Source organism: Actinoplanes sp. NPDC020271, assembly GCF_044388125.1.
Lineage (GTDB): Bacteria > Actinomycetota > Actinomycetes > Mycobacteriales > Micromonosporaceae > Actinoplanes.
In genome coordinates, this window is record NZ_JBIRWQ010000018.1 from 6,594 (window position 1) to 21,255 (window position 14,662).

A 14,662-nucleotide genomic window follows, 5' to 3' on the forward strand; every position below is an offset into this window, starting at 1 on the left:
GCGAGGCGAGGCGAGGCGGGCGAGGCGAGGCGAGGCGGGCGAGGCGAGGCGAGGCGGGCGAGGCGAGGCGAGGCGGGCGAGGCGAGGCGAGGCGGGCGAGGCGAGGCGAGGCGGACGGAAGGTGCACGACGCAGCCCGAGCGCGGCGCGACAGGCGGGCGTGTGAGGCGGCGCGCGAGGCGGCGTGGGGACGAGGCCGCCTGGGGGCGAGGCGGCGTGGGGCTGGGACGTGACGGCCCGGCCGCCTGTGGGAGGTGGCCGGGCCAGGAGTGTGCTGGCCAGCGGGTCAGTCGTCGTCGCCGAAGTCCTCGAAGACGTCCTCGACGGCCTCGCCGATCACGTAGCCGGCGGCCAGACCGCCGACCGCGCCGAGGATGGCGCCGCCCATGCCGCTGCCGTGGCCGCCACGGTAGTGGCCGTGGTGACCGTAACCGCCACCGTGGCCGCCGTGCCCGTAGGCCGGGGCGCCGTGCCCGTACCCGGGCGGCGGGGGCGGCGGGTAGCCCGGCGCGCCGTAAGCGCCGTGGCCGCCGTGCGGCGCACCGTAGCCCGGGCGGGAGCGGTGGTGGTCGACCGCCTGGCGCACCCAGCCGTCGACGACCGAACGCCAGTCGGTGGTGTCAGCGTCGTGGTGGGAGACCGTGTAGCGCCCGTAGGTGTCCTGGCCGCTGTGGAACAGGCCGCCGCGCTTGTCGAACTCCAGCACCACCTCGACCGAGTGCGGGCTGGTCACGAACGTCAGCTCGACCTCGTTGACGGCGTGGGCGTACTGCGAGGCCGGCCAGTACTCGATCTCCTGGTAGAACGGGAGCGTCTGGTGGACGCCGTAGATCTGCCCGTACTCCAGGTCGGCGGACTTGAAGCGGAAGCCGAGCTGGCCGAAGGCGTCCAGGATCTTCTGGTGGATCGGCAGCGGGTGCACGTAGACCGGGTCGAGGTCGCCCTTGTCCAGCGCCCGGGCGATCGACACCTCGGTGCGCACGCCCATCACCATGCCGCGCAGCGGCTGCCCGTAGGCCGTGGTGATCGGCGTCTCCCACGGCATGTCGATGCGGAACGGGATCGACAGCTGCTGACCGGGGTGCAGCCGCATCGGGCCGGAGACGGTCAGCCGGTAGAAGTCGCCGGTGGTCGAATAGTCGCTGCCGCCGCCCTCCACCTCCATGCGGGTGACCAGGGCGAGCGTGATGTGCTCGATGTCCGCTTCCTGGGTGCCGCCGGTCAGGTTGACGCGACCGGTGAGCGGGGCGCCCGGATAGGTGCTCGGATTGTCCAGCACGGTGTCGACGCTCGGGCCGCCCACTCCCATGGCGCCCAACAGCTTCTTGAAGACCACGATGCCCTCTCTTGTGCTTCTATCCCGGGTTCCTCGAAAACCTAGCAACACCGTCTGACAGGAGCGTGGCAACCCTCTCCCACCAGCCGATCTTGCAGAGCAGCGTACGGCTATCGTGCAAGCTCATGGACCCAGTCTCGATCTGGCACCTCGCCGATGTCACCGTTGTCCACGAGCCCGTTCACCCGGACGAGGTGGTCGCCGGCTCGCCGACCACCGGCGCGGTGACCGTCACCACACTCGACGGGCTGGGCGTGGAGGCCGGCGTCTGGGAGATGAGCGTGGGCGCGGTGCGCGACGTCGAGTCCGAGGAGGCGTTCCTGGTGCTCGGCGGGCGGGCCACGATCGAGGCCGACGGCGCGACCTTCGAGGTGCGGCCGGGCGACCTGGTCCGCCTCGCCGAGGGCACGAAAACCGTCTGGACGGTGTCGGAGCCGCTGCGCAAGCTCTACGTGACCGGACTCTGAGAAAATCAAAGGCCGCTCATCGCCGTACGGGATGAGCGGCCTTTGCTTCTGGTTTTTACTTGATCAAGCCGAGGCCCTGGACAGCCGCGCGCTCCTCCTGCAGCTCGGCGACCGAGGCGTCGATGCGGGCGCGGGAGAACTCGTTGATCTCCAGCCCCTGCACGATCTCCCACTTGCCGTCCTTGGCGGTGACCGGGAACGAGCTGATCAGCCCGGCCGGGACACCGTAGGAGCCGTCGGAGACGATCGCGGCCGACGTCCAGTCACCCTCGGCGGTCCCGTTGACCCAGGTGTGGACGTGGTCGAGGGCGGCCGACGCGGCGGAGGCGGCCGAGGACGCGCCCCGGACCTCGATGATCTCGGCGCCGCGCTTGGCGACCCGCGGGATGAACTCGTCGGCGAGCCAGGCCTGGTCGACCAGGTCCTTGACCGGGCGGCCGGCGGCCTCGGCGTGGAAGACGTCCGGGTACTGCGTGGCGGAGTGGTTGCCCCAGATCGTCACCTTGCGCAGCTCGGCGACCGGCACGTCCAGCTTCTTGGAGAGCTGGGCCAGCGCACGGTTGTGGTCGAGCCGGGTCATCGCGGTGAAGCGGTCGGCCGGCACGTCGGGCGCGTGCTGCTGGGCGATCAGCGCGTTCGTGTTCGCCGGGTTGCCGACGACCAGCACCCGTACGTCGGAGGCGGCACCGGCGTTGATCGCCGCGCCCTGCGGGCCGAAGATGCCACCGTTGGCCTCGAGCAGGTCACCCCGCTCCATGCCCTTGGTGCGCGGGCGGGCGCCGACCAGCAGCGCCACGTTGACGCCGTCGAACGCGGCCTTCGGGTCGTCGAACACGTCGACGCCGGAGAGCAGCGGGAACGCGCAGTCGTCGAGCTCGAGGGCCACGCCCTGAGCCGCCTTGGCCGCGGCCGGGATCTCCAGCAGGCGCAGCCGGACCGGCACATCGGCGCCCAGCAGGTGACCGGAGGCGATGCGGTACAGCAGCGCGTAGCCGATCTGGCCGGCAGCGCCCGTCACGGTGACGGTGACCGGTGTCTTAGTCATGAGTTTGTCTCCCGAGGTTGAGGCATTCGGCACCCGAACCGGACTCTAGTCCTCGCGTTACGGGACGGTGACGCGGATGCCTACGGGTGTGACCTCACGCGTTACTTCGTCCGTCCGGTGACGGGCCGGTGGGAGCCGCCCGCCCCGGCCCGGCCGGCACATCCACAGTGGACGCGAGAGGTTTTCCGTACTCTGGCCCCACGGGCATATCCTGCATCGGCGGACTTCGAGGAAAGGTGCAGCGTGGCCATCCTGGCGCCGCCCTATCGGCCCTTCTCCCCCGGCTTCCCGCCGCTCGACCCGGCGCGGGGCGACGGCGGCGCGACCATCGCGGTGACCATGCGATACGCGCCGCTCGCCTTCGTGCTCGGGCTCTTCACCCCCGTGCTGGAGATCGACGGCAAGAACGTGCCGGCGAGCTGGGGGCGGGTCACCACGCCCGTCGCGTTCGGCGAACACCACGTGCACGTGCACGTGCCGTACCTGCTGCCGGCCCGGATCGGCGCGGCCGAGACGACCGTGGTGGCGCTGCCCGGGCAGACGGCCGAACTGGAGTACCGGGCGCCGCTGCTCGCCTTCCTGCGCGGGGCCCTCGGGCCGCCGCCGCAGCGCTATCCCGGGCTCGCCGTCGCCGTGCTGCTGCTGATCGCCGCGATGGTGGTCGCGATCTGCGCCTGCCTGGGCGTCTTCACCTCCGGCGAGCCGCCGGAGACACCCGCGACGCCGCTCGTGCCGCCGCCGGTCAGCGCGCCCTTCTCCGCCTCACCCGGCTGACTCACCCCGCCACCTCACCCCCCGGCCCGAGGGCGGCCTGGTGATCGCGGTGGCGGTGGCCGCCGCGATGAGCACCGGCGACGGGTCGTGGACGCTTGCGGCCGTGGCCGGGTGGACCCCGGCCGGTCAGGTCAGGGACGGACTCCGGGCCGCCGCCGAGTTCCCGGGCGGCGCCGACCCCGTGGTGGTCGCCGCGGCGGTCGGGAGCGGATTGCGGATCTCCGCGCCGGACACCGTGCCGTACGCACTGTGGTGCGCCGCCCGGCACCCGAACGACCTGGTCGCGACGCTGTGGACGACCGCCTCGGCGGGCGGGGACGTCGACACCACCTGCGCCGTCGCGGGCGGGGTGGTCGGCGCGCGGACCGGGCTGTCCGGGGTGCCCGGGGTGTGGCGGGAACGGTGTGAGTCGCCGCCGGGCCGGGTCGATCGATGGGGGTGAGTGGGCCGTTCGGTCAGGGGCGGGATCGACTCGCGTCGCGGTGACGGGCCGATCGGTGGGTGGTGATGGGCGTCTTCGGACACGAAGCTCCTGCTGTGAGTTTGCCGCCGCCGCAGGATCCTTGGTCCGGTTCGTCCGATACGCCGTATCCGGGCCCGCCCGTCGCCCCGGGTCACGAGTATCCGCCGACCGTGCCCGGGCAGCCGCTGCCGTATCCGGCGCCCGCGCCGTACCCGCAGGTGAGTAAACCGTCGGCGAAGGTGACCCCGGGCAAGGCGCTGCTCGGGGTGGTCGGTGTGGTGGTCCTGGTCGCGTGCGGGGCGTCGATCTTCGCGCCGGACTCGCCCAGAACGGACAACGCCGGTTCGATCCAGCCGTCGGCCGCCATCTCCACGGAGCCGCTCGCCGCGCCGGAGCCGACGCAGGAGGCGAGCCCGAGCCCGAGTCCCACGACCGCGGTGCCGGTGGCGACCACGAAGGCCGTGACGACGACCAGGCCGACGCCGGTGAAGACCACGGTGAAGCCGGTCTACTACGCCAACTGCGATGCCGTGTACGACGCCGGGCACTCCGGCCTGCGCAAGAGCGACCCCGGCTACCGCAAGGCGCTGGATCGCGACGGCGACGGCATCGCCTGCGAGTCCGGTGACGCGGACGAGCCCGACGAGCCGGACACCGGCGACGGCGACGGTGGCAGCGGCGGCACCGACCCGCGGTTCGGCACCTGCAAGGCGGCGAAGAAGGCCGGATACGGGCCGTACACCAAGGGTGTGGACCCGGAATACGCCTGGTACCGGGACGCCGACAAGGACGGGGTCGTCTGCGAGTAGCGCCGCGTCACCGGGCGGCCACCGCGGGCCCGGGGTAACGGCCGGCGACGGCCGCGGGCTGCTCCAGGACCCGCCCGGCGGCCAGGTCCGCGGCGAGCCGCAGGTACTGGGCGTGTGTCCAGGCCAGCGGCGTCGCCGAGGTGCTCGGCGTGCCGAGCGGCCGGTTCGGCGGGTACTGGTCCCACACCTGCTCGGGCAGCATCCGGCTGGGCCCGGCCGCGCCGGCCAGGACCTTCAGCTGCGCGCGGGCCGCGGCGTGCGAGCCGCGGGCCAGCAGGTATTCGCCGCGCTCGCCGTTGAGCAGCGGCCACGCCCGGCCCCGGGTGATCTGCGAATCGGCCGGCAGCGGGTAGTCCCACTGGCTGCCGTCGGCCTTCTCGCCGTACCCGTCGAAGGACGCCCGGTGCCAGTACGGGCCCGCGCCGAGCTCGGCGTCGATCACGCGCAGCGAGCTGCGTACGTCGGGATCGGCGGCCGGCAGGACACCGAGCCGGACGAGTTCGAGGAACCCGGGATCCACCACCCGCCGCTGATCGACTCCGGACGGGCCGCTGTCACCGATGTCGTACGTCGTACCCCGGTCGGGTTTCCCGTCCTTGGTCAGCCGCAGGAAGTACGGCGCGGCCGAGTACGGCCCGGTGGTGGTGACGGTCCACGCCTTGACGTTCGCGCGCCACTGGTCGGCAACGGTCAGATAGCGTGCCGCGGCCGTGTCGTACCCGTTGTCGGCGGCGATCGACGCGGCGCAGACGAGTCCGGCGATCTCGGCGGCGATGGTGGCCGGCGAGTACCCGGACTGGTTCTCCCACCGGTCCTGCGGGCTCCACGGCGCGTGGTTGCCGTCCTGCTCGAAGCCGACCAGGAAATCCGCCGCCTTCTTCACGTGTGCCCAGGTCGCCGCGTCGGTGCGGCCGAGCTGGTAGGCGAGCACGATCGGCAGCCCGACCTCGTCGAGCTGCAGCCCGTCCCAGACCGGGGTGCCGTCGAGCCGGGAGTTCTGCGGGAACGAGCCGTCCGGCTTCTGCTGGACGGTGAACAGGTAGTCCAGCGCCCGGGTCGCGCCGGCCCGGTCACCGGCGGCGAGCAGACCGGTCGCGATCTGGTAGAGGTCGCGGGACCAGACCAGGTGGTACGGCCCGGACGGGTCGTCGCGCCCGAAGGCCCACGGCGAGCCGGGCGAGGCCACGTACGCGCCGCGGTGGATCTTGTCCTCACTGGCGGCCAGGACCATCGCGGAGGTCTGCCAGAGCGCGCGGTCGGCAACGGCCGGCGGCCGGTGCAGGGTGCCGAGGTAGTGGTGCCAGCCGGCGGCGTACTCGCGGGCGCCGGCGCCGAAGCCGCGTCGCAGCCCGGCCCGGGCCCCGTCGAGCGCCGCGCTCGTGGACGGGCCGAAGCCGAGGGCGAGCGTGGTGTGGCCGGTGCCGAGCTGCCCGGCCTGCACCAGGTAGCCGGGCCCGGCGGAGGTGTATCGCGCGTCGAGCCCGTCGCTGGTCCCGGTGAAGCCGCTGGACGTGGTGCGGAAGGCCGGCGCGGCCACGAAAGCGCTGGCCACGTCACCGTCGGAGGCCAGAAGAGCACGTCCCTCCGTACGGCCGGAATCTCCGCTCCTGCTGTTGCCCAGTGCCGGGTCGAAGACCGCGTGCAGGCGGTAGCCCGGACGGGCGGTGAAAACCACGTCGGCGAGGACGGTGGCCCGGTGCGGGTCGGTCGCGTACGCGAGGGAGAGTCGCCACCGGCCGGAGGGGCCGGCCAGCCGCTGCCGGAAACTCAGGCTGCGGTCGTCGGTCATGGCGGTGTCCACGGACGCCGCGGTCTCCGGGCCGGACGGGCCGGTGACGACGAAGCTCAGCGCCCGCGCGCTCGGCGTGCCGAGGTCGGGGTAGAAGATCTCGCCGAGACCACCGGTGCGTTGCACGGTCGCCCAGATCGTGCTCTCCGGCCCGGCCGACGTGACCAGGCCGGTCTTGTCGGCGGGCAGGTACTGCCGGTCCTCGCCGGGTGCGCCGGGCGCCGGGACGTCACGGGCGGCAGCGATCGGGGTGAGACCGAGGAGGGCGGCCGCCATGAGGCGACCGATTTTCCGGTACGGCATGACGCCCGCTTACCCACACATCGAAGAAGTTAACTCGTCAAGGCTTCGCTTGGAGCTCATCGTGCAAGGCACGCATCAGTTCCGCGCTGGTGAACGGCTTCTCCAGCAGGTGCACGCCGGACGCGAGAGTCCCGTGGTCGGTCAGCACCGGCTGGGCATAACCGGACATGAACAGCACCTTGGTCCGGGGGTGACGGCTCGTCACCGCGTCGGCCAGGTCCTTGCCCAGCATCCCCGGCATGATCACGTCGGTGAGCAGCACGTCGACCGGCTGCGTCGCGGCGAGCCGGAGTGCCTCCTCGCCCCCGTTCGCGGCGAGCACCGTGTACCCGCCGCGGACCAGGATCCGGGAGGTGACCTCGCGCAGCGCGTCCTCGTCCTCGGCCAGCAGCACGGTGGCGCCGTGCCCGGCCAGCCGTTCGTCGCTCTCCTCGGTGGTGACCTCCTGCGCCTGCACGTCGGTGACCGGCAGCAGGATGGTGAACGTGGTGCCCATGCCCGGCTCGGAGTAGATCTGCACGGTCCCGCCGGCCTGGGTGACGATGCCGTAGACGGTGGCCAGCCCCAGCCCGGTGCCCTGCCCACTGGGTTTCGTGGTGAAGAACGGCTCGAACGCCTTGTCGATCACCTCCTTGGGCATGCCGGTGCCGGTGTCGGAGACGCGCAGCCGCAGGTAGTGCCCGGGGCTGAGCCCGGCGCGGGCGGCGGAGTGCTCGGCGTCGACCCGGACGTCGGCGGTGTCGATGGTGAGACGGCCACCGGTGGGCATCGCGTCCCGGGCGTTGACCGCGAGGTTGACGAGCACCTGTTCCAGCTGTCCCGGGTCGGCCATCACCGCGGGCAGGCCGGGACTGGTCCGTACGGTCAGATTGATGTGTTCCCCGAGGGACCGGTCGAGCATCTGGTGCACCTCGGTGACCACCGCGTTGAGGTCCAGCGGCCGGGGCCGGATCACCTCGCGCCGGGCGAACGCGAGGAGCTGGTGGGTGAGGTCGCTGCCGCGCCGGGCGGCCCGGGCGATCTGCTCGGCGTCCGCGGCCGGTGGGCTGCCGGCGGCGTCCTCGATGATGAACGCCGCGTAGTTGAGGATCACCGCGAGCAGGTTGTTGAAGTCGTGGGCGATGCCGCCGGCCAGCTGGCCCAGGCTCTCCAGGCGCTGGGCCTGCTGCATGCGGGCCTCCAGCTTCTGCCGGTCGGTCTCCTCGCGCAGCCGGCGGCGTTCGGCCTCGGCGGCGAGCCGGTCGGTGATGTCGCGGACCGCGGCCACGGTGATCACGCCGCTGTCGATGTGCAGCGCGCTGACCGTGATGTCGACCGGCAGCTCGGCGCCGTCGCTGCGGATCGCCCGGCGCTTGGCCCAGCGCTGCTCCCGGTCCTCGGTCCGCTCGGTGTCCAGCGGGGTGGACGAGTCGCCGCCGGTCCGCAGCACCGCCGAGACCGGGGGCAGGCCGTCCGGCAGCAGGCGCCCGACCGGCAGGTGGATCAGGTCGTGCCGGGGATGCCCGAACAGGCGCTCGGTCGCCGCGTTGACCAGCACCACCTGGCCCGCCTCGGAGACGCCGAGCAGCGCGTCCGGCGCGGCGTCGAGGATCGCCTGGACGCGGGCCTCGGTGCGTTCCCGCTCGCTGATGTCCCGCGCGGTGCTGGTGGTGCCGACCAGCGTGCCGTGCTCGTCGAGCAGCGGCGAGACCAGCATCGCGACCGCGACCGGCTGACCCGAGGCGGTGAGCCGCAGTGATCGGTACCGGTCGACCCGGCCGCCCATCCGGACCAGGTCGCGGATCTGCTGCTCGTCGGCACGGCGCTCGGCCGGGATGATCTCGTCGATCGGGACGCCGATCATCTGCTCGGCCGGGAAGCCGTAGAGCAGCTCGGCGCCCGGGTTCCAGGACAGGATCCGGTTGTTCAGGTCGGCGGTGACGATCGCGTCGTGCGAGGACTGGACGACCGAGGCGAGCAGGGCGCGGGCCGCGGCGTCCCGGCGCTGGGCGGTGTCGTCGCGCAGGACCGAGGTCACGTACGTCTCACCGTCGGGGGCGCTGACCCCGGAGAGCGAGATCTCCACCGGGAAGACCGAGCCGTCGCGGCGCCGGCCGCGCACCGGCACACGCCGCAGCGGACGGGTCTCGCCGGCCAGGTACTGGGCGCGTTTCTTGGGGAGCGCCGGTCTGACGTCGTCGGGGAAGAGGTCGTCGACGAAGGTGCCGACGAGCCGGCCGGGGGGATAGCCGAACATGTCGTGCGCGCGGCGGTTCGCGATCGTCACGACGCCGTCCGAGCGGCAGATGATGATCGCATCCGGCGCGGTGTCGATCAGGAGCCGCGGCAGCTCATTGCGTGACTCCACACCCGTCCCCTCCCCCACCAAACTACCAAATTTCCGGAATTCCAGGCATGGGTTCGCCGTCTCCCGGGCATCGTCGACGTCGTGACCATCGATCCGAACCGGCCCAGCTCCGCTCGGGTCTACGACGCCTTCCTCGGCGGCACGCACAACTTCGCCGTGGACCGGTCGGTCGCCTCACGGATCATGGAGATCGTCCCTGAGATGGCGGCACTCGCCCGGGCCAACCGCGCGTTCCTGCACCGGGTGGTGCGCTGGGCCGTCGCGAACGGGGTACGCCAGTTCATCGACCTCGGCTCCGGCATCCCGACCGAGGGCAACGTGCACGAGGTGGCCCTCGCCGCCGACCCGGAGGCACGGGTGGCCTACGTCGACGTGGACCCGACCGCCGTCCTCTACGCCCGCGACCTGCTCGGCGACGACCCGCGGACCGTGGTGGTCCAGGGCGACCTGCGCGACCCGGCCGCGGTGCTCGACGACCCGGCCCTGAACACGGTGATCGATCTCGGACGGCCGGTCGGCATCCTGATGTTCGCGGTGCTGCACTTCGTCCCCGACGGGCCGGTGCTCGACGCGACGCTGCACGGTTACCGCGAGGCGGTCGTGGCGGGCAGCCTGCTCGCGCTGTCGCACGCCAGCGGCGGCCTCGACCCCGAAGGCGTGGACCGGGTCGCCGACCTCTACAGCCGGACCGGGACACCGTTCGTGCCGCGCGACGAGCAACGGTTCGCGCGACTGTTCGACGGGTGGCAGCTGGCCGACCCGGGAGTGGTGCGCGGGCCCGGATGGCGCCCGGAAGGAGCCGTCGAGCAGCTCAGCGACCCGGCCGCGTCCCTCATACTGACCGGGGTCGGCGTCCGCCGATGAAGTCGTTGTCGGCCGGACGGTCCCAGCCGTCGCAACAGTCCTCCGGCTCGACCTCGAGCAGGTCCAACAGATCCGGGCCGGCGTGCCCGGTGTCGACCGAGCCACCGATCAGGCCCATCAGCGCGGCACAGTTACGCCCGTAGCCCTGCACCATGCGGTCCACCCGGGTCGGGTGACCGCAGCGACGGCACGGCCGCATCCGCTCCACCGGACGGTCACCCACCAGTCCATTATTGTCGGGAATACGGCTCGGCGCGCGCCTCATCCACGCCGAATCCGGCCTCGGCGGCTAATTTTGCGATCCGCTCCAGCGCGCCGCGAGGATCCTCCTGTGGCCGGCTGGCCAACTCCCCCACCTGCCGCAGCAGGTCCGGCAGGTGGCCGCCGTCGAGTTCCCGGACCCGTTCCACGATGCGCAGCAGCGCGGTCAGGTCGGCGATCGTGTCACGGAGACTGTCCGGGTCGAGAGTGCCGATCATGACCGGCTGCCGGTCGGGGCCCGGGTCGGCCTCAGCGGCCGCCCGCAGGATCCCGATCCGGAAGCCGATGGCCACGGCATGTGCCTGGTCACGGGCGCCGAGCTGCTGATAGAGCGTACGCAGCCGCGACTTGACCGTGTTCGGTGAGATGTACAAGCGGGCAGCCATCTCGCGCGCCGTCTGACCGGCGGCGAGAGACTCGATGATCTCCTGAAGGTGTGGTGCCAGCACCGGTCGAGGCGCAACGACCGTGGTGTGGCTTCGATGCGTTTGCAGCGACATGCCCGAGAATGTAGATCTTGCCGAGTCTTGTGTGATCCACACCTCCAGGATGAGGTTCAATCCCCGCTGACCGCTTCGGCCAGTTCCTCCTTCGACATCCGGGAACGCCCCGGAATGTGCTGGTCCTTGGCCTTCTCGTAAAGCTCCCGGCGCGTCTCGTGGCCGCCGTCGCCGTCCGTCACGGGAGTCTCGGGGAGCGCGCCGGTCGTCGCCTCGACGAACCGCTGCCCCATCTCCGCACGCTCCTCGTCGGTGAGGCGATCGGCCAGGATCGGAAGCAGATCCTCCTCTTCCTCCTGCACGTGATGCCGCAACTCGCCGATGATCGCCGCGAGCGTGCCGTCGTAGCCGGGATCGTCCGGGCTGCCGTCGAGCAGGTTCTTCAGCATCTCCTCGATCTGACGGTGCTCCTCGACGCCGTCACGCACCTCGTCGCCGGTCTCCTCCGCCTTGTCGCGGATCGCCGGGTAGACGAAGTCCTCCTCGGCCTCGGAATGCGGCAGCAGCATCCGGGCCACCTCCTGAAGCAGGGCGGCCGTGTCCGAGCCGTCCTCCTCGGCCTGGCTCAGCAGGTCGTCGACCTGCTTGTGCTGCTCCTTGATGATCTCCACGATGTCCGGCACCGATTCCCCCTGCCCTCAGCCATGAACTTGCGGTTCAGATTTACCCCGATTCGCCCGTTTCATCCGCTCGGCACCGACGCCATAACTCCCTCCGGGCAACTTCGGCGGCTGCACTTCTGAGCGCTCCGCAGTCACCCGCCTTCTTCAACGGCCGGCCGGCATACAGGTCGGCGAACCGCGCACCGGACAGATGCGATCCCACCGGAGTCGCCCGCGAGACCTGACCGGGTTCACCGCCGACCGCCGGCCCGCGTCCGGGCCGCACAGCGACGATCAGCAGGCCGGGCTGCCAGGAAACACTCAACTTCGGGGTCGTACCGTCGGCGGGGCATGGATCGTGGAGGGGGTTGCGGGTGGAAGCGTTCCGGGTGTTCCGCGTGACAGCGGTCGCCGAGGCGTTCTCGTGGACCGGGCTGCTCGTGGGGATGTACCTCAAGCACGTCTCGCACACGACGGATGCGGGGGTGTGGCTGTTCGGGCGGGTGCACGGCGCGCTGTTCGTCGCCTATCTCGCCGCGACGTTCTGGGTGTCGCGGGCCGAGCGGTGGTCGTTGTGGCGGACGTTCTTCGCGCTGGGCGCGTCGATCCCGCCGCTGACCACGCTGATCTTCGAGCGCTGGGTCACCAGGCGCCGCCCGGCCGCGGAGCCGGCAACCGCCACCGTCTGAGCCGGACGGCGAAAGCCGGACGAGTCGGCCACCACGAGCCGGCTGAGCCGGCAGCCACAAGTCGCCGAGCTGGACAGCGCAGGACGGCTGGACAGCGCAGGACGGCTGGACAGCGCAGGACGGCTGGGCAACGCAGGACAGCCGGGCAACGCAGGACAGCCGGACAGCGCAGCACCAAGCCGGCTGAGGCGGATCTGAACTGAAGAGCTTTATCGAACAGGAGCGCGCTGGGCGGCCGCCACCGCCTGTGCTCCGCCACGGAAAAGGGGCGCGTCCGGTGGACGCGCCCCTTTTTCCAGCTGGGCCGGGCTACTTCACCGCGATCGGGTTGACCGGGCTGCCGACCGCCCCGGTGATCGGGAGAGGGGCCGCCGTCAGCCAGAACTCGTAGACGCCGTCGGCCGCGCAGTCCGCCGCGAGTTCGTCCGGGTCCCACATCTCGCCGAGGAACAGCCCGATGTGCGGGATCGCCACCTGGTGCAACGGCTGGAACGCGTCGTCGAACTCGTTGGGCCGCACTTCGAAGCCCCACGTGTCGGTGGCGATCGCGGCGATCTCCGTACGGTGCAGCCAGTCCGCGGTGGTGAACGACAGGCCGGGCGCCGGACCGCCCGCGTAGTCACCCCAGCCGTTCCGCCGGGCTCGGGTGAGCTGACCCGTACGTACGAGAACGATGTCGCCTTGACCCACAGCGGACGTGGCGCCTTGCCGGGCGATGGTCTCCACCAGGTGTTCTTCCGTGATGGCGAAGCCGTCCGGAAGTTCGCCGCCGGTGCCGAGAGCCCGTCCGACGTCGAGCAGCACCCCTCGCCCGGCGATCACTGACGCGACCGTCTCGATGCCGGTGACGCCGTCGCCGAGGCTGGTCACGACTTTTTCGGCGGGCCGGCCGTTCCAGGCGTGGCCGTGGTCGAAGATGTGGCCGAGCCCGTCCCACTGCGTCGAGCACTGCAACGGCATCGCGATCACGTCGTCGGCGCCGCCGAGCCCGTGCGGGAAGCCTTGCACACCGGTGACCGCGTCGGTGCCGGTGTCGAGCATGGTGTGCACCGGGTTGGTGCGCCGCCGCCAGCCTTTCTGCGGCCCGTTGGCGTCGAACGACTGCGACAGTGAGAACGAGGTTCCGCGGCGCACCAGGGTCGCGGCATACGCCCGTTTCTCCGGCGTCAGGAAATTCATTGTTCCCTGTACGTCGTCGGCCCCCCACCGCCCCCAGTTGGAGCACCGTTCGGTGGCCGCGGCGATGGCGCCCTCGGGATCCGTGCGATCGATCATGCCAGGACGTCCGTGATCCAGTCGGCGATGTACGTCCGCACGTGCGCGAAGTGGTCGAGCCCGATGTGTTCGGCCCCGCCCTCGGCCGCCGTGAAGATCCGCAGGTCACGCCGGGGCGCGTTGACCGCCTGCTCGTAGGAGCGGTGGGCGTACTGCAGCGGGATCTGCCGGTCGTTCTCGCCGTGCGCGATCAGGAACGGCACGGTGATCTTCTCGACCACGCCGTCGAGGTTGACCGCCTCGGCTTTCGTGATGAAGGTGTCCAGGTCGGTCTCGCCCCACACCCAGAGCACGTGGTCCCAGTAGTGCGGGACCGGGTTCTCGCCTTCGCGTTCGAGCCGGCGTTTCTGCACCGCGCCCCAGTCGTGGTTGGCGCCCCAGGCCACGACGAGCGCGAGCCGCTTCTCGAACGCGGCGGCGCGCGGCGCGTAGTAGCCACCGAGCGACCACCCGACGAGTCCGATCTTGTCGGTCTCGACGTCGTCGCGGGTCAGCAGGTAGTCGACGCAGGCCCGCGCCCAGTCCTCGGACTCGACCCGGCTGGTCAGGCCGAGGAGCCGGAGCGCCTCGCCGCTGCCCGGGGTGTCGACCATCAGCGTGGAGATGCCACGGGCGGCCATCTCCTGCGGGAAGCCCGAGGAGTACATGTGTTCCTTGGTCGAGTCCAGCCCGTTGAACATGATGATCACCGGTGCCGGGCCGTCAGAGGCCTTCGTGAAGTACGCCGGGAGCAGCGCGCCCTCGAACGGGATCGCCACCCGGGTGGTGGCCGGGTCGATCAGGTCGAACGCCTTCTGCTGCAGTTCCAGGCAGCGGCGGTAGAAGACGTTCCGGTCCGGCTTCTTGGCCGACTGCATGCGCTCGGCCTGGGCCAGGTAGTTCGTGGCGCGCAGGTATTTCTGTCCCGCGGTGCGCAGGTGGCCGGCCTTCTCGTCGGCCGCCGCCTGCGTCGCCAGGTCCTCGGCGACCGCGGCCCACGACGCCATGAACTCCTTGGTGCCGACGTCCGCACCCTGCGCGCCGAGTTCGCGGATCGGGCGGCAGGCGCGGTCGACCTCGTCGATCAGGCCGCCGCTGTTCAGGGTGGCGACCACGCCCAGGTTCCAGACGTAGTTGCCGGGGAAGTATTCGAACATCGA

At 71.5% G+C, this 14,662-nt stretch carries 16 protein-coding genes; 6 read left to right on the top strand and 10 right to left on the bottom strand.

The window, feature by feature from the left end; translation table 11 throughout:
• Positions 1-285: 285 nt before the first annotated feature.
• Complete coding sequence (locus ACH442_RS31670; protein WP_396341798.1) at positions 286-1,335, bottom strand: sporulation protein; 1,050 nt, start codon at positions 1,333-1,335, stop codon at positions 286-288.
• A gap of 125 nt (positions 1,336-1,460) precedes the next feature.
• Between ACH442_RS31670 and ACH442_RS31675 the strand changes: the two genes are divergently transcribed.
• Complete coding sequence (locus ACH442_RS31675) at positions 1,461-1,802, top strand: cupin domain-containing protein (RefSeq protein WP_396341799.1); 342 nt, start codon at positions 1,461-1,463, stop codon at positions 1,800-1,802.
• A gap of 55 nt (positions 1,803-1,857) precedes the next feature.
• On the opposite strand, the gene ACH442_RS31680 is transcribed toward ACH442_RS31675, so the two are convergent.
• Positions 1,858-2,847 carry a malate dehydrogenase gene (locus tag ACH442_RS31680; RefSeq protein ID WP_396341800.1) on the bottom strand — a complete coding sequence of 330 codons (990 nt, stop codon included), beginning with the start codon at positions 2,845-2,847 and terminating at the stop codon, positions 1,858-1,860.
• 243 nt (positions 2,848-3,090) lie between these two features.
• Here ACH442_RS31680 and ACH442_RS31685 point away from each other — a divergent pair, with 243 nt between their 5' ends.
• Both ACH442_RS31685 and ACH442_RS31690 read left to right on the top strand, forming a co-directional pair.
• Entirely contained in the window at positions 3,091-3,621 is a 531-nt protein-coding gene (locus tag ACH442_RS31685; RefSeq protein WP_396341801.1) for a hypothetical protein, read from the top strand.
• 40 nt (positions 3,622-3,661) lie between these two features.
• A complete protein-coding gene (locus tag ACH442_RS31690; protein WP_396341802.1) occupies positions 3,662-4,063 on the top strand; it encodes an ADP-ribosylglycohydrolase family protein in 402 nt (133 codons plus the stop codon).
• Positions 4,064-4,235: 172 nt separating this feature from the next.
• On the opposite strand, the gene ACH442_RS31695 is transcribed toward ACH442_RS31690, so the two are convergent.
• Positions 4,236-4,580 carry a hypothetical protein gene (locus ACH442_RS31695; protein WP_396341803.1) on the bottom strand — a complete coding sequence of 115 codons (345 nt, stop codon included), beginning with the start codon at positions 4,578-4,580 and terminating at the stop codon, positions 4,236-4,238.
• Between ACH442_RS31695 and ACH442_RS31700 the strand changes: the two genes are divergently transcribed.
• The gene (locus ACH442_RS31700) at positions 4,570-4,893 is read left to right on the top strand and encodes an excalibur calcium-binding domain-containing protein (RefSeq protein WP_396341804.1); all 324 of its coding nucleotides are present in this window, start codon (positions 4,570-4,572) and stop codon (positions 4,891-4,893) included. The two genes, ACH442_RS31695 and ACH442_RS31700, sit on opposite strands and share 11 nt — an antisense overlap.
• A 7-nt stretch (positions 4,894-4,900) precedes the next feature.
• On the opposite strand, the gene ACH442_RS31705 is transcribed toward ACH442_RS31700, so the two are convergent.
• On the bottom strand, positions 4,901-6,985 hold the full coding sequence (locus ACH442_RS31705; protein WP_396341805.1) for a glycoside hydrolase family 15 protein: 2,085 nt from the start codon (positions 6,983-6,985) through the stop codon (positions 4,901-4,903).
• A 37-nt stretch (positions 6,986-7,022) separates the two neighbouring features.
• The gene (locus tag ACH442_RS31710) at positions 7,023-9,332 is read right to left on the bottom strand and encodes a PAS domain S-box protein (RefSeq protein WP_396341806.1); all 2,310 of its coding nucleotides are present in this window, start codon (positions 9,330-9,332) and stop codon (positions 7,023-7,025) included.
• An 81-nt stretch (positions 9,333-9,413) separates the two neighbouring features.
• Here ACH442_RS31710 and ACH442_RS31715 point away from each other — a divergent pair, with 81 nt between their 5' ends.
• On the top strand, positions 9,414-10,196 hold the full coding sequence (locus ACH442_RS31715) for an SAM-dependent methyltransferase (protein WP_396341807.1): 783 nt from the start codon (positions 9,414-9,416) through the stop codon (positions 10,194-10,196).
• Here ACH442_RS31715 and ACH442_RS31720 read toward each other — a convergent pair.
• Genes ACH442_RS31720 through ACH442_RS31730 form a run of 3 tightly spaced genes read right to left on the bottom strand, consistent with a single transcriptional unit; the run spans position 10,165 to position 11,580 of the window.
• Positions 10,165-10,419, bottom strand: coding sequence for a hypothetical protein (locus tag ACH442_RS31720; RefSeq protein ID WP_396341808.1), 255 nt, complete (start codon positions 10,417-10,419; stop codon positions 10,165-10,167). The genes ACH442_RS31715 and ACH442_RS31720 overlap by 32 nt on opposite strands.
• Before the next feature lie 7 nt (positions 10,420-10,426).
• A complete protein-coding gene (locus tag ACH442_RS31725) occupies positions 10,427-10,957 on the bottom strand; it encodes a LuxR C-terminal-related transcriptional regulator (RefSeq protein WP_396341809.1) in 531 nt (176 codons plus the stop codon).
• 56 nt (positions 10,958-11,013) lie between these two features.
• On the bottom strand, positions 11,014-11,580 hold the full coding sequence (locus ACH442_RS31730) for a hemerythrin domain-containing protein (protein ID WP_396341810.1): 567 nt from the start codon (positions 11,578-11,580) through the stop codon (positions 11,014-11,016).
• Positions 11,581-11,933: 353 nt separating this feature from the next.
• On the opposite strand from ACH442_RS31730, the gene ACH442_RS31735 reads away from it, so the two are divergent.
• The gene (locus ACH442_RS31735; protein ID WP_396341811.1) at positions 11,934-12,248 is read left to right on the top strand and encodes a DUF3817 domain-containing protein; all 315 of its coding nucleotides are present in this window, start codon (positions 11,934-11,936) and stop codon (positions 12,246-12,248) included.
• A gap of 309 nt (positions 12,249-12,557) precedes the next feature.
• Here the strand turns inward: ACH442_RS31735 and ACH442_RS31740 are convergent, their stop codons facing one another.
• Both ACH442_RS31740 and ACH442_RS31745 read right to left on the bottom strand, forming a co-directional pair.
• Positions 12,558-13,523, bottom strand: a complete 966-nt coding sequence (locus ACH442_RS31740; RefSeq protein WP_396341812.1) for a cyclase family protein — start codon at positions 13,521-13,523, stop codon at positions 12,558-12,560.
• Positions 13,520-14,659 carry an alpha/beta hydrolase family protein gene (locus ACH442_RS31745; RefSeq protein ID WP_396341813.1) on the bottom strand — a complete coding sequence of 380 codons (1,140 nt, stop codon included), beginning with the start codon at positions 14,657-14,659 and terminating at the stop codon, positions 13,520-13,522. Before ACH442_RS31745 ends, ACH442_RS31740 begins: the two co-directional genes overlap by 4 nt.
• Between the last annotated feature and the right edge of the window lie 3 nt (positions 14,660-14,662).